19 protein-coding genes and 1 riboswitch are annotated in these 23,493 nt (G+C 39.5%); of the genes, 11 read left to right on the top strand and 8 right to left on the bottom strand.

Going from position 1 to position 23,493, the window contains the following annotated elements; translation table 11 throughout:
* Nucleotides 1-211 precede the first annotated feature (211 nt).
* Nucleotides 212-1,039: a TetR/AcrR family transcriptional regulator gene (locus AC1VU3_RS17100; protein WP_482984124.1), complete on the bottom strand. Its 828-nt coding sequence runs from the start codon at nt 1,037-1,039 to the stop codon at nt 212-214.
* Nucleotides 1,040-1,134: 95 nt separating this feature from the next.
* Here AC1VU3_RS17100 and AC1VU3_RS17095 point away from each other — a divergent pair, with 95 nt between their 5' ends.
* Both AC1VU3_RS17095 and AC1VU3_RS17090 read left to right on the top strand, forming a co-directional pair.
* A complete protein-coding gene (locus AC1VU3_RS17095) occupies nt 1,135-4,221 on the top strand; it encodes an efflux RND transporter permease subunit (protein WP_482984123.1) in 3,087 nt (1,028 codons plus the stop codon).
* A gap of 145 nt (nt 4,222-4,366) precedes the next feature.
* Entirely contained in the window at nt 4,367-5,125 is a 759-nt protein-coding gene (locus AC1VU3_RS17090; RefSeq protein WP_482984122.1) for a VOC family protein, read from the top strand.
* 47 nt (nt 5,126-5,172) lie between these two features.
* Here the strand turns inward: AC1VU3_RS17090 and AC1VU3_RS17085 are convergent, their stop codons facing one another.
* Both AC1VU3_RS17085 and AC1VU3_RS17080 read right to left on the bottom strand, forming a co-directional pair.
* On the bottom strand, nt 5,173-5,541 hold the full coding sequence (locus tag AC1VU3_RS17085) for a VOC family protein (protein ID WP_482984121.1): 369 nt from the start codon (nt 5,539-5,541) through the stop codon (nt 5,173-5,175).
* Nucleotides 5,542-5,631: 90 nt separating this feature from the next.
* On the bottom strand, nt 5,632-6,132 hold the full coding sequence (locus AC1VU3_RS17080; protein WP_482984120.1) for a DUF1697 domain-containing protein: 501 nt from the start codon (nt 6,130-6,132) through the stop codon (nt 5,632-5,634).
* A 131-nt stretch (nt 6,133-6,263) separates the two neighbouring features.
* On the opposite strand from AC1VU3_RS17080, the gene AC1VU3_RS17075 reads away from it, so the two are divergent.
* The 4 genes from AC1VU3_RS17075 (at nt 6,264) to AC1VU3_RS17060 (ending at nt 8,982) form a co-directional block, all read left to right on the top strand.
* Nucleotides 6,264-6,485 (top strand): helix-turn-helix transcriptional regulator, encoded by a 222-nt coding sequence (locus AC1VU3_RS17075; protein ID WP_482984119.1) that lies wholly within the window; start codon nt 6,264-6,266, stop codon nt 6,483-6,485.
* A gap of 2 nt (nt 6,486-6,487) precedes the next feature.
* Entirely contained in the window at nt 6,488-6,790 is a 303-nt protein-coding gene (locus AC1VU3_RS17070) for a hypothetical protein (RefSeq protein ID WP_480389889.1), read from the top strand.
* A 12-nt stretch (nt 6,791-6,802) separates the two neighbouring features.
* Nucleotides 6,803-8,065, top strand: a complete 1,263-nt coding sequence (locus tag AC1VU3_RS17065) for a serine hydrolase (RefSeq protein ID WP_482984118.1) — start codon at nt 6,803-6,805, stop codon at nt 8,063-8,065.
* Between the two features lie 368 nt (nt 8,066-8,433).
* On the top strand, nt 8,434-8,982 hold the full coding sequence (locus tag AC1VU3_RS17060; RefSeq protein WP_482984117.1) for a short-chain dehydrogenase: 549 nt from the start codon (nt 8,434-8,436) through the stop codon (nt 8,980-8,982).
* Between the two features lie 354 nt (nt 8,983-9,336).
* Here the strand turns inward: AC1VU3_RS17060 and AC1VU3_RS17055 are convergent, their stop codons facing one another.
* Complete coding sequence (locus tag AC1VU3_RS17055) at nt 9,337-9,918, bottom strand: YkoF family thiamine/hydroxymethylpyrimidine-binding protein (RefSeq protein ID WP_482984116.1); 582 nt, start codon at nt 9,916-9,918, stop codon at nt 9,337-9,339.
* A 77-nt stretch (nt 9,919-9,995) separates the two neighbouring features.
* A riboswitch (TPP riboswitch) is annotated at nt 9,996-10,102 on the bottom strand.
* Between the two features lie 723 nt (nt 10,103-10,825).
* Here AC1VU3_RS17055 and AC1VU3_RS17050 point away from each other — a divergent pair.
* Both AC1VU3_RS17050 and hpaB read left to right on the top strand, forming a co-directional pair.
* The gene (locus AC1VU3_RS17050) at nt 10,826-11,707 is read left to right on the top strand and encodes an SDR family oxidoreductase (RefSeq protein ID WP_482984125.1); all 882 of its coding nucleotides are present in this window, start codon (nt 10,826-10,828) and stop codon (nt 11,705-11,707) included.
* Between the two features lie 109 nt (nt 11,708-11,816).
* Nucleotides 11,817-13,250: a 4-hydroxyphenylacetate 3-monooxygenase, oxygenase component gene (hpaB, locus tag AC1VU3_RS17045; RefSeq protein ID WP_482984115.1), complete on the top strand. Its 1,434-nt coding sequence runs from the start codon at nt 11,817-11,819 to the stop codon at nt 13,248-13,250.
* Nucleotides 13,251-13,620: 370 nt separating this feature from the next.
* On the opposite strand, the gene AC1VU3_RS17040 is transcribed toward hpaB, so the two are convergent.
* The 3 genes from AC1VU3_RS17040 to AC1VU3_RS17030 all read right to left on the bottom strand — a co-directional run bounded on the left by AC1VU3_RS17040 (nt 13,621) and on the right by AC1VU3_RS17030 (nt 15,674).
* Nucleotides 13,621-14,823 (bottom strand): DUF4179 domain-containing protein, encoded by a 1,203-nt coding sequence (locus AC1VU3_RS17040; RefSeq protein ID WP_482984114.1) that lies wholly within the window; start codon nt 14,821-14,823, stop codon nt 13,621-13,623.
* Complete coding sequence (locus AC1VU3_RS17035) at nt 14,816-15,334, bottom strand: sigma-70 family RNA polymerase sigma factor (RefSeq protein WP_482984113.1); 519 nt, start codon at nt 15,332-15,334, stop codon at nt 14,816-14,818. The genes AC1VU3_RS17040 and AC1VU3_RS17035 overlap by 8 nt, the downstream gene beginning before the upstream one ends.
* 103 nt (nt 15,335-15,437) lie before the next feature.
* Nucleotides 15,438-15,674: a DUF3977 family protein gene (locus AC1VU3_RS17030; RefSeq protein WP_482984112.1), complete on the bottom strand. Its 237-nt coding sequence runs from the start codon at nt 15,672-15,674 to the stop codon at nt 15,438-15,440.
* Nucleotides 15,675-15,740: 66 nt separating this feature from the next.
* Between AC1VU3_RS17030 and AC1VU3_RS17025 the strand changes: the two genes are divergently transcribed.
* Nucleotides 15,741-18,884 (top strand): DEAD/DEAH box helicase, encoded by a 3,144-nt coding sequence (locus AC1VU3_RS17025; RefSeq protein WP_482984111.1) that lies wholly within the window; start codon nt 15,741-15,743, stop codon nt 18,882-18,884.
* A 245-nt stretch (nt 18,885-19,129) separates the two neighbouring features.
* Here AC1VU3_RS17025 and AC1VU3_RS17020 read toward each other — a convergent pair whose 3' ends face one another.
* Entirely contained in the window at nt 19,130-19,900 is a 771-nt protein-coding gene (locus tag AC1VU3_RS17020; RefSeq protein WP_480389897.1) for an IclR family transcriptional regulator, read from the bottom strand.
* Nucleotides 19,901-20,674: 774 nt separating this feature from the next.
* Between AC1VU3_RS17020 and AC1VU3_RS17015 the strand changes: the two genes are divergently transcribed.
* Both AC1VU3_RS17015 and AC1VU3_RS17010 read left to right on the top strand, forming a co-directional pair.
* Entirely contained in the window at nt 20,675-22,072 is a 1,398-nt protein-coding gene (locus tag AC1VU3_RS17015) for an MFS transporter (RefSeq protein ID WP_480389898.1), read from the top strand.
* Between the two features lie 92 nt (nt 22,073-22,164).
* Nucleotides 22,165-23,493, top strand: a 1,329-nt coding sequence (locus AC1VU3_RS17010; RefSeq protein ID WP_482984110.1) for a glycoside hydrolase family 3 protein, incomplete at its 3' end; no start/stop codon positions are given.

The raw sequence follows: 23,493 nt of genomic DNA, 5'->3' as shown, positions 1-23,493 counted from the left end.
GAGATCAACTGTCCCTAAAAGCCCGATTGGTTCAACTAATGATTGGTGGGGGATGAAAGAAAACCCCCACCAATCAAGTTTCACTTTATTTTGCTCTTTCGGGTTTCTATAGTCTCTATAACAAAAAGTCGATTTCCAACAAAGGGAAATCGACTTTTTATTAAATTGGGAACCTTTTCAAATGCTGGCACGTATAGTAATCATCGTTTTCTTAAATGCTGTAGTGGTTTCTAATCAGATAGGTTAGCCATTTACAGTGAGGGTTATCCCTTAAATTTTCCAGTAGCCCTTTTGTAAGGGCTAAGCTAGGACGTTCACTTAACAGATTACTTTTAAGTAATTCTAATGACTCTTTTTCAATCGGGGAGTCTAGTTCCTTTATTTTTTCGTCTAACAAAGTGAGAATCTGTTCATGGACTTTTTCATTGACGAAGGAGATAGCTTGGATGATCTCGTCTGTAACAAATGTTTCCTTGGAATGCTGGGCTATTATGTTTGTTTTTTCTACCATAGAAATAGTTAACTGCTTTAAATCAATTGGTATTTGGTCTTGAAGACATATTTCCGGGAAAATCTTTGTAAAGCTTTTTATATAGATGATTAATTCGTATTTCCTCTCCTTTGGTAAGGAAGGATATATCTCCTCAATAAGCTTATAGATAATTTCATTTACTTGGTTATCGTAGTATTTCAGCTTTTTAAAGAGCTCTTCGTTTAGGCTTAATGATTGCTCTTGTAGAAAAATCTTCGCCTGAGTAGTATTTTTTAAAAATGCGGTAAGAATATGATGGTAAAAATTATATAATTTTCCTTCAATTTGTGAACATTCTTTGACTGACTGGTCAATGCCCGCGACGAATTGCATCATAAAACTGTCTATTAATGCAAAAATCAGCTCTTCCTTTGATTTGAAGGAGAGATAAAAAGCCCCTTTCGAAATCCCACATCTATCTGTTATTTGCTGTACAGACGTAGCTTCAAAGCCTTGTTCAGCAAATAATTCTAGCGCCTTATCCATAATTAGTTGTTTTTTCACCATTTGTAAAACGCTCCTAGTTATAATATTGACAATTGACCGATTAGTCATTAGTATAAATAAATGAGTTTGTTAAGTCAACGAAAGTAGGTGTAAAGGTGAAAGGTATAGTAAATTTTGTGCTTAAAAATAAATTAGCCGTATGGTTACTTACAATTATTATAACCATTTCTGGTATTTATTCCGGTACAAGAATGAAGATGGAAACGATTCCTGATATTTCGATTCCATACTTGATGGTAATGGGTGTATATCCTGGTGCAACACCAGAGCAGGTAATGGAAGATATATCGATTCCTTTTGAAAAATCTTTAGAGGCACTTGAAGGAGTTAAGGCTGTTTATTCGAATTCTTATTCTAATATGGCCAACGTTCAAGTGGAATATGATTATGGAACGGATATGGATGAAGCGAAGCGTGCGATGCAATCTGCATTGGATGCAGTGGAGCTTCCAGAAGGTGCACAGGAGCCAGTCATTACGGCTATCAGTATGAATATGATGCCGGTTGTGGCGCTAAGTGTAAGTAGCTCAGAAGAAGATATTGTGAACTTAACTTCAACCGTAGAGGAAGTTTTAGTTCCTAAAATAGAAAAATTAGATGGCGTTGCATCTGCAGCGATAACTGGTCAGCATATTGAAGAGGTTGAGCTGACTTATGATGAAGCTAAAATGGCAGAGCTGGAGCTTACGGAAGCTACAGTAAAAGAAATGATTCAAGCGAGCGACATGGCAATTTCTTTAGGCCTATATGAGTTTGAAGAAGGCGAACAAGCGGTTTCCGTTGATGGGAAGTTTATGACGGTCGATGAGCTGAAAGAAATGCTGATCCCTGTTACACCATCTGCAACAAACCCAGCTCCTTTTGTAAAGCTAGGGGATATTGCAAAAATTGAGTTAGTTGGTAAGGTACAATCGGTATCTCGTACGAATGGCGAGGATGCGATTGCTATTCAGATCGTAAAAGCACAGGATGCTAATACGGTAACAGTCGTTAATGAAGTGAAAGAGTTAATTGAAGAAGAGCAAAAAAATATCGAAGGTCTAAATATTGATTTATCGTTAGACCAAGGTGCTCCAATCCAAGAATCTGTAAACACAATGATTGAAAAGGCGCTTTTTGGTGGTTTAATAGCTGTTTTAATCATTCTATTATTCTTACGTGATTTCAAATCTACTATTATTTCGATTGTTTCGATACCAGTTTCTATCTTTATGGCATTGTTGCTATTGAACTGGTTAGATATTACGTTAAACATTATGACATTAGGTGCGGTTACGGTTGCGATAGGTCGGGTAATTGATGACTCGATTGTTGTAGTGGAAAATATTTATCGTCGCCTGCATCTGAAGAGCGAGAAGCTAACAGGTCGTGCCTTAATTCGTGAAGCTACGATTGAAATGTTCAAGCCTATCCTTTCTTCTACATTAGTAACAGTAGCAGTATTTGCTCCGTTGATTTTTGTAGGTGGAATGGTTGGGGAATTATTCTTACCGTTTGCATTGACAATGACTTTTGCTCTTGGAGCATCATTAATTGTCGCTATCACAATCGTTCCGGCGCTTTCTCACTTCTTATTCAAGAAAAAGCTATATGGTGAGAAAACAGAAAGCTCTCATAAAGAGCAAGGAAAAATGTCTGGCTGGTATAAGAGAATCCTTGAATGGACTCTAAATCATAAGATTATTACTTCTTTAGTTTCTATTGCTTTATTAGTAGGAAGCTTGATGTTAACACCGTTAATCGGCTTTAGCTTCTTAGGTAGTGAAGAAGAGAAGGTTATGTATTTAACTTATACACCAGAAGCAGGAGAACTTGCTGAAGACACAGAGAAAAATGTGGCTGCAGTAGAAGAAGAATTGTTACAGCGAACAGATATAGACATCCTTCAGGTGTCGATCAATGATTCAGAAAGCTCGGATCCGATGGCTTCTATGATGGGTGGAGGATCAGGCGGAGCATTAATGTTCATAACCTTTGATCCAGAGATGGAAAACTTCCCAGAGGTTCGTTCAGAAATTGAGGAATATGTATTCAATATTGGGCAATCTGGTGAGTGGAAGAGCCAAAACTTCTCAACAGGTATGTCGTCTAACGAGCTGAGCTATACATTCTACAGTGAAGATTTAGATAAGCTTTATGAAGCTGTTGGAATGGTAGAAAAAGTAATGAGTGAAAACGATGGACTTGAAAAAGTTTCATCAAGTGCAGAAGAAAGCTATGTAGAATATACATTCAAAGTAGAGCAGGATGAGCTGCTTCAGTATGGTTTAACAACAGGTCAGATTGTCATGATGTTAAATCAAAACAATACAAAAGAAGTATTAACTACACTTGAAAAAGACGGTAACACAGTAGAAGTTATCGTACAGCATAAAGATGTTGAGGTACCAAAATCTATTGATGAAATGCTAGCTCAAGAAGTGCCTACTGCATTAGGTACAACGATGAAGCTATCTGAGTTAGTAACAGTGGAAGAGGGCACAACACTAAATACACTTGCTCGTAGTGGTGGAGAGTATTATGCAACTGTTTCAGGTACTATCATCGGAGACGATATTTCGAAGGCTTCTTCAGAGGTAGATGAAGCAATTGATAAGTTAGATTTACCAAAAGGCGTAACAATCGGCGTTGCTGGTGTTACAGCTGATATGGAAGAAACGTTTACTCAGCTTGGAGTAGCAATGCTAGCAGCTATCGCAATTGTATACTTCATCCTTGTAGTAACATTTGGTGAAGGGGTAGCGCCATTCGCAATTCTATTCTCTTTACCATTCGCAGTAATTGGATCATTCGTAGGTCTTCTAATTGCAGGAGAAACAATTTCCGTACCAGTTATGATGGGTCTCCTCATGTTGATTGGTATCGTTGTAACAAACGCAATCGTATTGGTAGACAGAATCATCCATATGGAACGCGATGGTATGACTATGCGTGAAGCGATTCTTGAAGCTGGTGCAACGCGTCTACGTCCAATCCTGATGACAGCAATTGCAACAATTGGAGCATTGCTACCACTGGCATTTGGTTCAGGCGGAAGTGGGCTAGTCTCTAAAGGATTAGGAATCACCGTAATCGGCGGTCTAGCAAGTTCGACATTATTAACGCTAATCGTCGTGCCAATCGTATATGAAGTACTATCAAAAATGTTCAAGAAAAAACGTAACGAAGTACAAGATAACTAATTAGAAAGCCTGCAGGGTCAACCCTGCAGGCTTTTTATATGTGGAGAAAGAAGTTTTTATTTTGTTCTGGAGAGTAAGTTATCTATGATAAAATAAAACTATCATTAACATTTATTTGAAAATTTGGGTCTGGAGAGGTGTAAAATTGAAGATTGATCATTTGGTTCTTAATGTTGATAAATATGTACAAGAAGAGGAGCAATATATCAACTCTGTTCATGTGGCTGGGCTTCCGTACAAGCCTAAATGGGGGAAAGGGGCAAAGGGATTTAAGGTATCTAACATCTGGATTGGTCAGGAGTATTTTGAGTTAGTACATATAAAGACGCAAGATGGTGGTGGATGGGTAAAGGAGTGGACAGGTAAGTATCACGAGGGGCATAGAGGGTTAATTGGCTTTGCATTGGAGGTTGAGGATATAGATGATACTTATCAAAGGTTAATTAGTCATAACATTCCTGTGACACCACCAGAGCCACTAAAATTTCGATGGTTCTTTAACCTTTTTAGTAAAACAATGCCCTGGCGTAATGCTTATTTACCAATGTTTAAAGGGGTTCCTTTCCAATTTTTCCTGCAGCAGCTAAATGATGAGAAGGCCAAAAACTTTATGACGCAATATATGGTGCCGAACAGTCGTGACAATCATATCCAAGGGATATCGGAGGTAGTCATTTACGGAGAATTAACAGACAGTGATAAGAAAATCATCTATGCCTTGTTCGATGACTTAGAAGAAAATAAGGAGCAGCTTAAAATTAACTTAGGTAGACAATCAATCCGTTTTATTCAGTCACCCTCTTATAAAGTGGAAGTAATCTTAGAATGTCGAAACAAGGACTATGCAAATAAGGTAGTGGACATTCATAATCTCCAAATAAAAAATTCTGGGTTGATACAATAAAGGGCAATGGCAGGCTCCAATTAGTTCCTGCCATTCCTTTTTTGTTACTACTTCCATTCCAGGATCTCTAAACGATTCCCAAAAGGATCCGCCAAGTAAATTCTATTTGCCCCAGGTAAGTCGTAGTCTTCGATAAAATCTATCTGGTGCTTGGTCAGGTGATCTTTGAGACCTTCAAGGTTTTCTATTTCAAATGCAGGGTGTGCTTTTCTTGCTGGAAGAAAAGGCTCCTCAATGCCGATGTGAATCTGATAATTAGCAAGTTGAAACCAAACTCCACCTTTTTTCTTTAAGCTTGCAGGCTTCTCGATCTCTGTTAATCCGAGAACTCCTACAAAAAATGCACGAGCTTGGTCTTCTGAGCCCCTTGGTGCAGCTAGTTGAACATGGTCAATTCGTTTAAATGTAAAAGACATACGTGTAACCCCCTTTGTATTTACATCATATGACAAAGGAGGTTATTTGAAAAATTTATAATTATTATAGATTTCCATTTGATAAACTTATTACATCATCGAAATAAGCTTCCGAACCGTATTTTTATTTCTAGCTGTTGATGGCATGCTTAATTTTTTCTCAAAGTAATTATTCGTAAATTTCGTTTGATGGTAGTTTTTGTGGTAATGAATGACAATATTTTTATTCGCAATAACTGCAAACTCCTCTTCGACTAATTTGTCTAGCAGCTCTTGCTGTTCTTCGTTTATTTCCTCCTTCAGCATCATTACGTAGGTTTGCTCCTTTTCAAATATTGGATGCAAGCTGATCTGTTGAAGCTCCTCTTTTGTTCGAATAACTACTGGGATTTCAAATCCATATTTTTTAAGCAGTTCTTCTTCTAATGCTTGTATATCATATTCTTTATTTGAGAAAAGTACATTTCCCGTCTGGATATATGTGCGAACATCCTGATAGCCCAGCTCTATAAATAGTTCCTTTAATGATTTCATATCCACCTTGTTCAGTTTTCCTAAATTAATGCCTCTTAACAAAGCGACAAATCCCATATAAATCCCCTCCTATTGTAAGGATAACGATAATTTGGAAAATAATAAAGGTAATATATTTTATACAAAATGTAAAAAATAGTTTACTTTATGTAAAAAATAAGTTACTCTCTTGTTAGAGGTGGTCATATATGGAATCAAAGAGAATTTTAAGTAACAGAATAACGGTGCTAAGAGCTGAAAAGGGGTTGTCTCAAAAGGAGGTGGCGGATCAACTAGGAGTGAGTAGACAGACGATTATCTCCTTAGAAAAAAATAAATACAATCCATCTTTAAAGCTAGCGTTTGAGCTGGCGTTATTGTTTGAAGTGGATATAAACGATGTTTTCCAATATAAGCTGGAGGGAGAATGAACATGGATTTACTAATAAAGGGGTTTGTCATCTTATATGTAATCATATTTTTTGCATCTGTTTTTCTTACGTTGAAATTTGAATTGGGAAGTGAGGGAAAGGATGAGCGAGGTCATGCTATTGCGCACAAATCATATAGTATCATCTTTCCGTTAGTGCCGCTAGGTTGGTTGTTTATTGAACTATTTCATGATTATATTCAACCGATGGATTATGAAACGTACAAAAGAGCTATATGGTTTTTGTTGACAGGACTCATGATTCTTCATGCTATTTCGATTACGATTCTAAAAAGAAAATACTAGGAGGCTGATCAAGTGAATATATACATGATCGTTGGCATTGGCCTATTTGTAGTTTTCACAATCTTACCGCTGCTTGATAGTGCTAAAAGAACAAAAACTGAAGTAGTAAAAGCCGTTATCAACTTAATCGGGGTTGCGGCATTAGTTATTGGAGTTCTTTTCTATCAGCTAAACTATATATTTGGAGTAATTCTTTTAATTATCCTCACAATCTTGATAGACAAAAATACGTATACGAAAAAAATGCTTCTTGTATACGGTTCTATATTAGTGATTGTTGTAGGGACACTATATTGGGTCTTTCGTGATAATCCGGAATATGTACAGAAACATCTACAAAAGCATCCGGAAAGCAGTTCCTTATATGTATCAAAGGGTGGAGAGCCAATTATTGAATATAACGCTGATACTGTCAGGCCACTAGCGAGCACAGTAAAAATAGTGATCGCGCTTGAATATGCATTTCAGGTGGAGGAAGGAAACCTAGACCCGAAGCAGATGGTTTCTTTGGAAGAGTTAGACAGGCTATATATTGCTGGAACAGATGGAGGGGCCCATGAGAATTGGAAGGCACAGCTTTCTAATAAAAAGGAAGTAACACTTCATGAGGTTGCTGAGGGGATGATTCAATATAGCTCTAATGCAAATACAGACTATCTAATGCATTTGTTAACGATAGAGGCAATCAATGCAAGAATGGTGGAGTTAGGAGTTCAACCCCACGAACCAGTCTACCCAATTGTAGGGGCACTCGCAATTGGACCTTATTTACAGCAAGAGGACTTAGTGAAGGATAACTTAGAGGAAGAGTTAAAAAAGCTATCATACGAAGAGTATCGGACTCTCGCTACTAAATTAAGTGAAGACATGCTTCGTGATGGGAAGAGCTATGGAGATATCTCCAATATTTCATTAAAGGCTCAAAGGGTTTGGTCTGATCATTTAATAGGCTCCTCAGCTAGCGCGTACGGAAAGCTACTAGCTTCTATATCTAGAGATGAATACCCAACTAAGGTTTCTTCTATAATGAGAGAGCTGCTGGAATGGCCTTTAGAAAATGAAGGGAATAAGGAGCGCTTTACCCATATGGGTGCCAAAGGTGGGTCTACTGCCTTTGTATTAAACCAGGCGATGTATATCCAGAATAAGGATGGAGAGCGAATGGAGGTAGTTCTACTGATGGATGATTTAAATTGGTGGAATCGATTACTTTTAACGAATAATATAGACTCCTTTTTGTTAAATATTATCGAGGGGTATGAATTAGAATTGTAAAAAACGCTGTTTAATATGTATTTTAGGTACTTCATTAATATCGAATAATTAATAAATACGAAGGATTTTATTGCTTTCTATACAGTGCTTTCACTAATTGAGTGGGTTCAGCAAAATAGCTTTTTTCGCCCGAATTTTTGTTCAATTTTTGCATCATTAGCCTGGCGGTTGGTATTTAGTCTGCTCGCTTTATTGGGATGAGTTCATTCACACGACCTATATATTTTATAGTTGGATCCTCCTATGTGATTATAGATATGGCTGGGCCACCTCCTGCATATTCTGAAGGGCTTCACTAGCAGTGTTCATTCTTTTGACCAATAGAAGATACAGTTACTTCTAACTACAATTTAGTAGAGGTGAAACAAATGAGACATGCATTAGTGGTTGGTGGAACCGGTATGCTTCGTAAAGTCTGTCTATGGTTGGAAAGGCAGGACTATCAAGTTTCTGTAGTGGGAAGAAATCCAGAGAAGATGAGACAATTGCTAAACAAAGCATCGAATCCTACACAATTTACTCCTCTATTTGGAGATTATCAAAACATTGGGGAGTTAAGAAAACAAGTCGCTGAAACGATAGAGAAAAATGGTCCGATTGAGTTAGTAGTGGCTTGGATTCATTCGCATGCAAAAGAAACACTCTCTACTATTAACGAGGTTGTAAATGAGTCTTGTGGTAAGTGGGAGATGTTTCATGTGCTAGGAAGCAGTACGAACCTAGAAGAAATAAAAAAAGAGATACTTGTAAAAGATCATTGTTCCTATCATCAAATTCAGCTAGGCTTCATAATAGAAAAAGAATTTTCCCGATGGCTAACACATGATGAGATATCAAATGGGGTAGTGAAAGCGATTCAAGAAAAAGTACCAAAGCTTACAATTGGCCAAATAGAGCCTTGGGAGAAACGACCATAAGAAGGACAGTCGAGAAATCTGATATATGCTCGACTGTCCTTTTCCTAAAATCTTTAAACCGGTAACCACCAAGCGCTCAAACAGCTGATAATTAATACGAGTAACAGAAGTTACCCTAGCCTCCATCGCAAATCCCACTCTTTTAGCCTTTCTTACAGCCCCTGATTTAGCTTTGGCTAAGACAAGCGTTGTCCGAAAATAGCCGAAGGAGGTAATGAAGAATGGGATTATGAATAGCGGCCATTTTTTCCATGACACTTTACTAAAGATTAATTGAATGAGAAGAATTCCTATCCAGAAAAGCAAAATACAGACATTAAGACGACTTCTTTTAACTTCCAAGACTTTAGCATCCTATTTACCCCCGTGCGAAGGACTGTTAATGCTCATAGATACTGTCATTACTAAGTGCTTGTGCTCCTCTGAACGAGCCTTTGAAAAAGTCTCCTCATAGAAAGTAAATACATCATGAATATCTCCGTGAATACCACTAGCATAATGCATGGACTCGTTATATACCCCAAACTCTTTTGCCCGCTCGATTTCTCGATAAATGACTTCCATGTAGTTTGGATTGTTCATCGGGTAAAGTGCAAATTGAGAGGATACGTATTGCTTCGTGTCATCTGTATTTGTTATGTCATCTCCTTTATCTAAATAAACATCTCCAGCAGAATCCCCTGGGCAGCCCGCAGAGAAAGTACCAGAGAGTGCGATATGTTCCCCTGTTTTAGCGGCGTGAAGCGTTATAGCCTTTGCCACGTTAAACACATGCACCTGTTTTCCTCTTATGACAGTTGACACATCATCTGTATGCATCCATACATTTGACGTATCCGTTTGCTCCAGCGCCCCTTTAATCACGGAAACAAAATCATTTGTCATTGGGTGAAGAGAAAAGCGAAATCCAACGATTGGACTTAATCCACATTCCATTTTGAAAACCTCCTTTTATTTTTCCATAAAAAAAGCTACATCCGTGAAGATGCAGCCACTATTCCTATGAAAAATGAAGGAAAGTCACCGCACTTCCTCACGCAGGCATTATCCTGATCGAGTAATAAGGGATCGGAGCAGAAGCTCACATCACAGCCAATATTGGGCACCCCTAGTGCAGAAATCGGTATGTAGTTTTCTTATGTTGCCCTCAGTATAAAGAAAGTTGGAAAAATGTTCAAGTGCTTATTTTGTCAAAATTTAAAAAATAGGAAAGTTACGTCTTTCCCTAGAGGGCAAATAGGAGATTGTGAGGTAGGAGTAATCAGCCTCGACATCTCCCACTTGTTAGGGCGGAGAAGTCCTTCACTTGTATCAGTCTTTCCTTTACCCCATTACATTTTCAGGCTAGTTCGCAAATCTTTCTTATCATTTCGCCAGTAACGGGCAGTCAAGCGCAAGAAACCAAGTCACTTGCGCAAGTATGAATGAAGTTACCGCAAGTAAGCCGCTGATTATTACATGTAACGAAAATTGATTCCAATTTATCATTGTGTTCTAGGGACCGACACCATAAATCAGTAACACTTTCCCTCTAAATCAACGGATAAAAAGGTTCATATACCGGGTTTGTATAAAAAGGTGGTCGCTTTCCTATTTGGGGAAGCAGAAAAGGCTGGGCATTTACACTATAATACACCGGTACTTTTTGGTTAGAGTAATTGGTTAATAGCATTTGGACCTGAGGGTGGATAATAACTGGGTTCATCATAGAGGCTCCTTCGTATTTTTTATTACTCTATTCTCTCATTCTCTAAAGCGACACCTCTCCTGGGTGAATATCATACGATATAAAAAAAGGAGGTTTCATTTGTCACAATCATACAACCCAAAGAAAAGTTACCCGATGCATCCGAACTACGGGAAAATTACTAAATACGAGGAAGTGCCAATTACCGTCCCGGAGCAGAGACAGCTCCGGCAGCCAGGCTTTGAAAGTCTGATGGACCCCAAACCAATCATTGAAAACCCACATTATGTTGGTACCGGTAAGTTAGAAGGGAAAGTTGCGCTCATTACTGGAGGGGACAGTGGTATGGGAGCGGCGGCTGCAATCGCATTTGCGAAGGAAGGAGCAGATGTAGCGATTGCTTATTTAGATGAGCATGAGGATGCTTATCGAACTCGAAAGAGAATACAGGAAGTAGGGCAACGGTGCTTACTTATCCCTGGAGACTTGCGAGACAAGGAGCATTGTAAGTATATAGTGGATGCGACCATCAAAGAATTTAATCGACTAGATGTGTTGTGTAACCATGTTGGAATCCAATTTCAGCAAAACAGCTTGCTTGATATTAGTGATGAGCAGTTTGACGATACATTTAAAGTAAATATTTATTCCCATTTTTATACCACTCGTGCAGCTCTTCCGCACTTAAAGCCGGGAAGTTCCATTATAAACACTGCCTCGGTAGTTGCCTTTGATGGTCATCCATTACTCATTGAATATACAGCTACAAAGGGAGCGAATGTTGGATTTACTAGAGCGTTGGCTAAAAGCTTAGTGGATCAAGGAATTCGGGTAAATGCTATAGCTCCAGGGAAAATATGGACGCCACTTATTCCAGCAAGCTTTTCAGAGGATGAGGTGACCAAGGCGGGAAACCCTATGCAGCGTCAAGGTCAGCCCTTTGAGGTAGCCCCATCTTTTGTTTATCTAGCTTCTGACGACTCCCGTTTTGTCACAGGTCAAACACTCCATGTGAATGGCGGTCAGGTATTTGCTTGAGTTGGCCCTTTAATGGGCTGCTTACATAGAAAGTCTAGAAGATGGTCACCAACAAACGCCCTTATTAATAAAATAGTTAGATAGGTTAATGACAATTGGGAGTGAAAATATGGGGGTAATTACAGGTCAGCAGTATATAGACCGTATTGATGGGATGGGAATTGAGGTTTGGCTAGAAGGAAAGCAAATAACAGGGAAGATATCAGAGCATCCGGCATTCAGCGGAGTAATGAAGAGCCAGGCTGCCTTATATGATTTGCAGCATGATGCTCAGAAAAAAGAGTTACTAACATACCCTTCTCCAACTACCGGAGATCCAGTTGGTATATCCTTTTTGGAACCACGGACCAAGGAAGACCTAGTGAAGAGGCGCAAAATGATTAGGGAATGGGCATCTCATACCAATGGACTGATGGGGCGGAGTCCTGACTATATGAATACTGTTCTGACAGCCTTTGCATCCTCGGCTGGTTTTTTAGAGGGAAAGCTAGATTGCTTTCCAGAAAATTTACGAAGCTACTATGAATATGCAAGAGAAAATGATTGTTCCCTAACTCACACCTTTATTGATCCGCAGGTGAATCGCTCTAGTAATTATTTGGATGAAGCAGAGGAGCCGATTAGTGCGAGAGTGGTGGAAGAAAATGAAGATGGGTTGATTATTAAGGGGGCTCGGTTACTGGCGACACAAGGTGGGATAACGGATGAAATTTTTGTCCTATCCAGTGGGCATGTACTAGAAGATGGAAAGGGTTATTCCTTCGCAATTCCGAGTAATACAAAGGGACTTCGTTTTATTTGTAGAGAATCCTTTGCAAGCAACGGTTCCGCTTTTGATTATCCCTTAAGTAGTAGGTTTGAGGAAATGGATACGATCGTAGTGTTCGATAATGTGCTGGTGCCTTGGGAAAGAGTTTTTTTCTATGATAATCAAATGGTTGCCGGTGAGTTTATGGTTCGTAGTTCCTTTCAGCCTTTTGGGATTCATCAAGTCATTACTAGACAAATTGTAAAGACAGAACTTCTATTAGGAATTGCTCAAAAAATTGTTCAAACCATTCAAATCGAAGAATATCAGCATGTCCAAGAGAAGGTAACGGAAATTATTGTGGGATTAGAGACGTTAAAGGCACTTCTTTTGCAATCAGAGCAAGAGGCGAAGCTGAACGAATGGGGTTATATGGAGCCTGACCGTGCTTCTTTACATGCGGCAATAACTATTTATCCAAAAATCTATCCGAGATTTACAGAAATTATTCAACAGCTAGGTGCCAGCGGAATGATGTCTATTCCTAAAGAAGCAGACTTTCAATCGCCAATTAAGAAAGATTTAGAGCAATATTTACAAGCTAGAGGGGCAGATGCGGAGGAGCGAGTGAAGCTTTTCCGATTAGCTTGGGATTTGACAATGAGCCCCTTTGGTACACGACAAACACATTATGAACGCTTCTTTTTTGGGGATCCTGTACGTGTTAGTGGATTGCTATATAGACTTTACGACAAGCAGCAGTATGTGGAGAAAATAAATGTTTTGTTGAAATGATGACCTCTGGTTCTTCGCTGAGTCGGAGGCCAACAGGATGTTGGTCAAGAAAACGTTGTCACACGATGTGACGTTTTTAGTTTTCCCTCCCCAAGGCAAGTCAGCATCAAGTTTAGATTCTTTCTCTTAATTTATCGACCTCTGGTTCTCCGCTGCATCGGACGCTTTCCGCGGGGGAGCGGTGAGTCACAGCCGAACGCTAACGCGTGCCGCTGCTGTGTCTCACCAGTCTCCCTCTCCCGCAGGAGTCGCCGATGCTGCTACGAACCAATAGTGTTTCCTACTAGAAGTAGATTTTGATACATAAATTAACGCAGAAAGCCTACCCTCTAAAAATAAGATGGGATTCCTGTGAGTAAACACTAACACCCTAATTTAAATTTATCTGGATTTTTTCTCCATAGGTTTTTAGATAGTACAAGCCACCGATTTCTAGTGAGAGAGCTTCGTCGCCCGAAGAGAAGTACAGTGTGCGAATCCATTTCTCCGATTGGTCATTGAAATCTCCGGTGGTCTGAAGAGGAACATCTCCATTTATTGTGTGTAAGTTAACCTCATCTAATAGTACTTGAAAATCAGAAGCGATTGTTATGCGTGTCTCTTTTTCATCCTGTTCTATGCTCTGAATCTCGAGCCACTTGTCTCCTACCGTATAGCGGTCAACCTCTATAGGAATTTGCTGGTTTACTTTTTCATAGCCATTAAAGGTATCTAACACTATCTCTAACTGTTCGGTGCCAACAGGAATGGTCTCGTAGAGTAGCTCTACATCATAAGGACCAAACATAGACCTGCTATTTCCTCCTTGGATTATCGGAACCTCTATCCCATCTGCAAGTAATTGTATCCCCATTGTTTCCGCATTTATATTCCGATCCGTATGAAAGTCGAGTGTAGCGGTGATAACAGTAGAAGCGTTTGTTGCAATAATTTTTTTGAAGTTTAATGTGCCGAAATCGAAATCTATTTTTTGTCCGATAGATTTTTTCAATGTAGTCGGCATCGCCTTATCTGCATCGTATGAAATGGTAAGCGAATAATCATGATTTTTATAACGCATTTCAAGAGTGAGCTCTTTAGCAAACGGACTGACTGCCTCAAAGGTAGCTTGACCCACCTGATTATCTGGGTCATATACTCCGCTGCTTGCCTGAGAATCAGTTAAAAATCCAGTGAACCTGTACATTTGAAGCTGATCCCATGCAGTTGGGTCTATTTTATAATAAACTACAAACCGATTGGTATCCGAAAGAATCCCCTCTATCAGGAGCTTGGTGCCATCATTAAACGTAATAGACTTATTTACCTCATGAATATAGCCCTCCTCGTTCAATGCTTGAAGAGAGGAGCTCATTAAGCTCTCATAACCAAATATTTTCTTCCCATAATAGGCAAATGCACTATAGTTAACCGTAAAGGCAATTAAAAGTAATGCAGCTGCTGCAGCTACCAATATACCTGGCAATCGTTTTATCCTCTTTTTCTGTTTCAATGCCTTTCGCAATCGTTCCTCAAGCTGTGGGGGGGCCAGAAGATTACGTATTTCTTCCTGTTTTTTTTCTAGCTCATTCATGCTGTTCACCTCCGAAATGTTGTCGAAGCTTACCTAACGCCGAAAATACACGTGACTTCACTGTGCCTACAGAGACATTCGTAAGACTGGCGATTGTTTGATAGTCATAGTCGAGGAAATATTTCAATTGTATTGCCTCTTTTTGTACCGGACTTAAAACCTCTAAACTGGACAAGAGCTCGAGCTTTGTATGATGTAGCTCGTAAGGGTCTGAAGTATCTTCCATGAATTCTTCATCCTCTAAGAAGCTTATATTTTTTCGCTTTCGTAATATAGCACGGCATTCATTCACCAAAATCGTTTTACTCCATGAATAAAAGGATTCAGGATTTTTGAGCTGATCGATTTTTTCATATAAAATGACAATCATATTCTCTAGCGCATCCATTGCGTCATGTTCGTTTTCTACATACGTATAAGCAAGCCTATAATAATCATGCTGCTGGTTCATCACCAGCTCCACCAACGCATTCTTGTTTCCGCGCTGTGCCTTTTTAACGAGCTGCCTCATTTCTTCACCTCACCTTTTCACTTATAAGAGTCGTGGGGTATGTAAAAAGTTCATTTATTAATAAAAATATATTGCTTTAATCTTGAAGGGGGTAAAGGAGATCTTATAAACTCATAATCCCCAAAATAACCTTAAAGGCCTTCCGATTCTTCTTGTATCTTTTCACGCCTTGCTTTGTATCAAGTATCCAGACTGTTTTACCTATCCAAATTCTTATATAGAACGATTGGAGGCGAATAGGTCCGACTATCCCTCTTTCTTCAACTTCTGATCCATCTTCGTATTCTATTTCGGTCCGAATAAGCCAAGTGTTCCCAATGCCGAATTCTATAAACTTCATATGATGCCTCCTCGTTTGTTACAATTAAGATAACGTATAAAAGGAACGGGAGAAAGGGTTAGAAGGATGAAATTATCGATTAATGAAGCAAAGATAAAAGAGGTTTGTGGCGTCACAGCAGCTAAAAAGGGAAAGAGCTACTTTCAAGCCGGCAAAGTAATCCTTCGCTCCATTTCTAATGAGCATGCGGTGGTGCAAGCAACGGTCCTTGCCGGTGAGGAATTCGACGTGAAGGTACAAGATGGACCTAAAGGGCAAATAGTAGCGACTTGTTCTTGTCCTCCTGTGGGCTTTGTGAAGACGTATTGTCAGCATGTGGCCGCTGTCTTATTTGCAATAGAGGACTATCAGCAAATGGACGATTTCCTGACAACGCGTATGATGAATTTATTCGATCAGAAAACCCTGCATACAACCGGTAGACATACTCACTTTGACCGTCGGAAGCAGCTTGACTTAGAGTTCACCTGTCACCCTATACAAGTTCGGGAAGGAGAGCACAGTATCAGTATCGAGCTTGGCATAGGGTCGAATTTGTTTTATCCGATTGAAGACGTTGCCCATTTCTTTCAAGCACTTCAAGCTGCAGAGCCATACGAATTCGGACCCGGCTTTACCTATACACCCGAAATCTATAGCTTTCCAAGGGAAACAGATGAGGTTCTTCAGCTATTATTAAAATGCTGGAGAGGGAGCGATGGAAACAAGATTCCTATCACTCCTGCTGATTGGGAGCATTTACTTCCGCTACTGGTCAAGGCACCATTTGTTCAATTCAAACAAGCGGGACGTTTTTATCCGGACATCCGATTTGGTCAGGAGCTACCGATTAGCTTTACCTTTGGGGAAGAGGGAGAGGATAGTTACCAGCTACGTATGAAGGGACTTGATGAGCTGATCGTTTTTCCGGCTTATAACGGTGCGTACTCGAGAGGGGAATGGTTCCGGCTTCCTAAGCAAGATGCAGTCCGGTTGGTAGAGCTAAAGGCGATGGTCGAGACAGCAGAAAAGGCAATGCTTACGATAAGGGAAAATCAAATAGACGATTTCATGAATAAGGTAATCTCTGGCTTGATGAGACTAGGTAAAGTTAAAATTTCCGATTCGATATCTTCTAGGCTGAACGAAACGCCCCTTACGGTTAAGCTGTTCTTGGACCGAGTGAAAAATAAGCTGCTTGCAGGTGTCGAGTTTCACTATGGTCATATGATGCTTAATCCTGCTGAAGAAACAGAGGAAGACCCTATACACTTACCTGGTATTAGACGTCAAAGAGAAAAGGAGCGGGAGTTTCTAGAGCTACTCCGCGAGAATTCTTTCACTCAAACACCGGGAGGATTCTTCCTTTACGACGAGGAAGCAGAATACCATTTTCTCTATCATGTGCTTCCGAACATGGAAAAGTGGGTGAAGGTCTATGCCTCTACAGCAGTCAAAATTCGAGTAAACACAGGGTACCGAGGTCCTAAGATCAAGGTAGAGGTAAGGGAAAGAACGGATTGGCTAGAGTTCCAGTTTGATTTTAATGAAATACCGCAAAAGGAAATCGAGCAGCTAATGACCGCCATTGAGGAGAAGCAGAAGTTTTATCGAATACCAGGGGGCGACCTTGTTTCCTTGGAGACACCTGAGTATTTGGCACTCGCTAATTTCTTGGAGGAAGTAAAGCTCTCTTTGGAGGATGCCATAGAAGAAGAAAGGGTAAGAGTACCTCTATTAAAAGGGATGCAATATGTTGCTTCCATGGATAACGAAGGGCTCTTGGAGACTGGGGAAGAATTTGCGAAGCTGCTGACAAATCTCCAGCAGCCTAGTGGATTAGAAGAATCCCTTCCCAAAACGTTGGTACCCATTCTGCATGATTACCAGAAGACCGGTTACCGCTGGTTAAAGCTATTAGCTAGCTATCAATTTGGTGGCATACTAGCAGATGATATGGGCTTGGGGAAAACACTGCAAAGTATCGCCTTTATTGATTCTGTCCTTCCTGAAATAAGAGAAAGTAAACAGCCGGTACTCATTGTATCCCCGGCATCTCTTATCTATAACTGGCGAAACGAGCTAGAAAAGTTCACCCCCCATATTCAGGCCACAGTTGTTTCTGGGAATAAAGCTGAAAGGAGTGAGCAATGGAAGAGTGCCCTTCATTCAGAGGTTGTGATTACCTCTTATCCAACTTTACGCATGGATGAGGCCTTACACAAGGAGTTAAGCTTCCATACAATGTTTCTTGATGAGGCGCAGGCTGTTAAAAACCCTGATACAAAGACGGCAAGGATTGTGAGAAAGGTACGTGCAAAACATCGATTTGCTTTGACGGGTACTCCAATCGAAAACTCCACTTCGGAGCTTTGGTCTATTTTTCGCATTGTCTTTCCAGAACTATTACCGAATCGAAGAGAGTTTTATGATTTACAGCGAAAGGAAATCGCAAAGCGTGTTCGGCCATTTATTTTAAGGAGAACGAAGGAAGAGGTATTGAAGGAGCTGCCAGATAAGAAGGAGAAGGTTGTTTATTCCGACCTGTTGCTTGAACAGAAAAAGTTATATACGGCCTATTTAGCAGAGTTGAAGCATGATGCACTCAAGCACTTAAAAAGAAATGATTTTAGGCGAAATAAAGTAAAGTTTTTAGCTGGATTAACGAGACTTCGCCAGCTATGCTGTCATCCTGCACTCTTTGTAGAGGATTATAAGGGAAGCTCTGCTAAGCTGGAGCAGCTAATGGAAATCCTAAGGGAAAGCAGGCTCGCGGGAAGAAGGGTTCTAATCTTTTCGCAGTTCACTCAAATGCTTGCTATTATTGGCAAGCAGTTAATACGGGAAGGGGTTCCTTACTTTTATTTGGATGGACAAACACCGCCGGCTGAACGGGTGGCACTTTGTGATAGATTCAACAGCGGAGAGGAAGAGCTGTTCCTGATCTCCTTAAAGGCTGGAGGTACTGGCTTGAACTTAACGGGAGCGGACACAGTTATCCTATATGATTTATGGTGGAACCCGGCTGTGGAGCAGCAGGCTGCCGATAGAGCGCACCGAATGGGGCAAGAAAAGGAAGTCCAAGTCATTCGCATGGTAGCAAGAGGGACCATAGAGGAAAAAATCACCCAGCTTCAGCACAAGAAGAAATCTCTTATTGATGAAGTGATTCAATCTGACCAAGAAAGCTTAACGGAGGAGGATATACTCGAGGTTTTGATGCTGGAATAAGGAAAAGGATAGCTTTAAGACGGTTTGCAGCTATGTAAAATTAAGTGATGAGAGGATTGATCATTATGGTCAATTCTCTTTTTTATTTTGGCTATAATCAGTTGTTGGTAGCATATTTATTTGTTGATTGGCAATAGGAAAGGCACCTCCATTGAGTGGTAAGTCAATCAAAAGAGGTGCCTGGCTGTTACTATATATGGTTTGACTAGGTGCGACTAACCGACTGGTAGCTTACCAAAACATATCTATTCAGGTAGATGCCCCAACGCTTTGGATATGTTTGCGGCACAATTCTTTACCTGTTGGATATAATAATCTGAATTGGCCTGGAAGTACATGAGCGGGATTGAACTGCTAATAGCCCCTTCTACAAGCCCTTTATGATTGTAAAATTCACAGCCAATACAAACGACACCTGATTCATATTCCTCCATATCAAGGGCATAGCCTTGGGAACGAATAAGGTTTATTTCTTTCATGAAATCTTTATGTTCTGTAATAGTTTTAGGAGTGAATTGTTTAATCGTGGAGGCTTCCCATATTTCATCTATTTTGGCATCGGATTGAGCGGAGAGGAGAGCTTTCCCAACTGCAGTGCAATACATAGGTGCTCGTTTCCCTACTTGTGATTTCATTAGAAAACCTGAATTACTATTCGTGGGATAGATTTTATCTATATATAAGACCTCCATTCCCTCCTGGACGACCATATGCACAGTGGCTTCAATTTGATTAGATAACTCACTGATAAATCTACGAGCGATTTTATAAGAATCAATATTTTCAATTCTCTTATTTCCTATTGAAAAAAGTTTATATGTTATTCGGTAGGATCCATTTTTATCGACCTGCTCTACATATCCGGTTGCTATTAGGGTGGATAATAAACGATGCACTGTTGCTTTATTCAGGCCAGATAGATTGCTGATTTCAGTTAAACTAATCTCGTTATGCTCAGCCACTATTTCTAAAATAGATAAGCTGCGCGCTACAGACTGTACTGTTGTTTCCTTCATAGCTTCAAACCTTTCAAAAGATTTCTTTGTATATAAAATGTCTTCTAATCTTCAAGGATATTTACGTAAAAAGTTTTTAAGTAATAGTATTATAACACGTGATCTTTCCTTTAGTCCTCTTACAAAAACCTCTTGTGTTCAGAAAAAATAAAATAGAATATCTATTTATTTATTTTCAAGTTTTTCAACTTTATATTTTACTAGAATAACGATTGACATCAACCTCATTAGCGTTTAAATTAGTGTTAGTTTCATATTACAAAATTAAGTTTCACGATATGAAACAAATCTCTTATTCAAGGAGGTTTTAAACGCTTAAGAAGGAAAGGCGTTTGTGGGAATTCTTTGGAACAAATGCAACGGTTATATTGTCGAAGTTTGATAAAAGAATTTTGTAGGATTTTCTCCATATGTATAGGAGAAAAGTAAACATTATCTCTAGAGATTAGCGTACAAGCTTACGATTATATACTACTTCTTAAAAAGATTCCTAATAATACTCTCAAAACTACTAAATCATCAATATCCTTCTTTTTCATCTGTAAAACTAAGGATTGTTCTTATATGTTTCAGAATGTGAATCTAATCGTGTGCTCTTTTTAGACAAAATGTAAGCGTTATCAAATTTCCAATAAAACGAGGGCTATAAACAAGTCATCGGTACATTTTTGTTCGATTGAAAATCAAAAAATAAAAGAGTGTATAACAAGTTGTGGCAGATTGAAAAAGGAAACTATGCTTTATATTTAGCTTAAATTTAAGGAGGAAAATGTTATGAGTAAGAGAGAACAAGGGTTCTCAGCAGATCAACAAGTTCGACCATTTGGTACGCGTGATAAATTTGGTTACTTACTAGGTGACTTCGGTAATGACTTCTTTTTCTTATTAACTAGTGCATTCTTGATGGTATTTTATACAGATATTTTTCATATCAGTGCTGCAACAGTCGGTGTGATGTTTATGGCAGCTCGTCTATGGGACGCATTCGCGGATGTAGCGTGGGGCCGATTCATTGATACACGCCCAGCAACAAAGCATGGTAAATTCAAGCCTTGGATTCTACGTATGTCATTCCCATTAGTATTCACGGGCGTTTTAATGTTCACAACAATTCCTGGCATGTCAGATGGATTCTATCTAGCATGGGCATTTGTTACGTATATTGTTTGGGGCACATTGTACAGTACAGTTAACATCCCTTATGGATCAATGGCTTCCGTTATGACAGCAGATCCAGTTGAAAGAACAACATTATCAACATGGAGAACTTTTGGTGCAGCATTAGCAGGTCTTGTCATCAACGTTCTTGGACCAGTTATCGTATTCGTAGACAACAAAATTAGTGCAGACCGTATGTTCATGACTGCGTGCATCTTCGGTGTATTAGCAATAGCTTGCTATATTGGATGCTACAAGCTTTCCACTGAACGTATCGCAGTACCAGCAAAAGAATTAGAGAAGGGTGCTTTCCTTCGCTCAATGAAGAGCCTAATGACAAACAAACCATTCCTATGGCTTTTAGCTGCATCACTTATGGCTATGTTAACACAATTCGTAATTTCTGCTGTTAACACATACTTGTTTAAAGATTACTTTAGTAATGCAACAGCCCTAAGTCTAATGGGACTAGTGCAAATGGCAGCTACATTTATCGCTTTCCCTCTAGTAAAACCGTTAGTTGCAAAGTTTGGTAAGAGAGAAGTTTCCATAGCGGGTATGATTCTTGCAACCGTTATGTACGTTGCATTATTCTTCTTAAAAGGTATTGCGACTATGCCGTTCATTATTCTCGTGGGCATCGCTTTATTCGGTACAGGTTTCTTTGGCTTCGTAACATGGGCGTTCATCTCAGATGTTATTGACTATCACGAGCTTAAAACTTCCTTACGAGAAGACGCAACTGTTTACTCTGTTATTTCCATGTCACGAAAAGTAGGACAGGCAGTAGCAGGTGGTATCGGTGGTGTGGCAATCGCTGCAGTTGGCTATGATGCTACGCTAAGTCAGCAATCTCCAGAAGTATTAGATGGTATTTATATGCTAGGTACATTAGTGCCAGGTATTTTCTATGGAATCATTGCTGTCCTATTATTCATGTATCCTTTAAATAAGCAAAAAACAATTCAATTAAGTAAAGACGTGGAAGCAAGACGTAATACAAACGCTTCATAAATTGAAAATATAAAAATTGATTATTGGCTCGAATGTGAAAGTTAAACTGCATTCGAGCCAATATATACTATTGTTCGATGGAGGTAATAGTAATGGTAAATTTAAAAGCCAAACCTTTTAACCTAACAGATGAAGATATTAAGTGGGTAGAAGATACAATTGCTGGTATGACGATTGAGGAAAAAATCGGACAGTTATTTGTGAACATGGGAGCTAGCCGTGATGAAGAGTATTTAAAAGGAATGTTAGATACTTATCATATTGGTGCGGTACGTTACAATCCAGCTACAGCTGAGCAAGTATATGATCAAAACAAAATCTTACAAGAAAACAGCAAGATTCCTTTATTGATTGCTGCAAACACGGAAGCTGGCGGAAACGGTGCATGTGTTGATGGTACATATGTAGCGAACCAAGTGAAAATAGGTGCCACAAATGATTCTAATTATGCTTATGAAATGGGTAGAGTATCTGGAGAAGAGGCTGCTGCTATCGGCTGTAACTGGAGTTTTGCACCAGTAGTTGATATCGACATGAACTGGAGAAACCCAGTAATATCTACTCGCTGCTACTCAAGCAGAGCAGAGCAAGTATTAGAATACTCTTTGGAATATATGAGAGGAATCATGGAAAGTGGAATAGCTCCAGCTGCTAAGCATTTCCCAGGAGATGGAGTAGATGAGAGAGATCATCACTTATCCTTTGCACCAAATACATTAACAGTAGAAGAGTGGGACAAAACATTCGGTAAAGTATACGGAGGATTAATAGAAGCAGGATTGCCTTCTATCATGTCCGGACACATTGCTTTACCTGAATATGTACGTCACTTTAAACCAGATGCGACTGTTGAAGAGTTAGCTACGCCAGCAAGTTTAAGTAATATCGTATTACAAAACCTATTAAGAGATAAATTGAACTTCAATGGTGTTATCGTAACGGATGCTTCTCACATGGTAGCGATGACTTCTGCTATGAAGCGCCGTGATATGCTTCCAACAGCTATTGCTGCTGGCTGTGACTTATTCTTATTCTTCAACGATCCAGAAGAAGATTTCAACTGGATGATGGAAGGTTATAAAAAAGGAATCATCACAGAGCAAAGACTTCAAGAGGCACTAACTCGTATTCTAGGGTTAAAAGCATCTCTAGGCTTGCATAGAAAACCAAAAACGGAAATTTTACAGCCGAAAGAAGAAGCAATGGCTAAAATCGGAACAGAAGCAAACAAAGCAGTTGCTCCTGAAATTTCAGATAAAGCAATTACATTAGTGAAAAACAAACAAGAGCTATTACCGATCAATCCAGAAAAGCACAAACGTGTGTTACTTGTTGAAGTAAAAGGACCAGAGTCTGCATACGGTAAAATCATGGCTGCTATGTCAAGTGGAAAGAAAAAACCAATTGAAGTAATGAAGGAA

The organism is Psychrobacillus sp. Z16_25 (assembly GCF_056856695.1).
The sequence above is the reverse complement of the archived record's forward strand: the minus strand, read 5'-3'. Positions and strand labels throughout refer to the sequence as shown.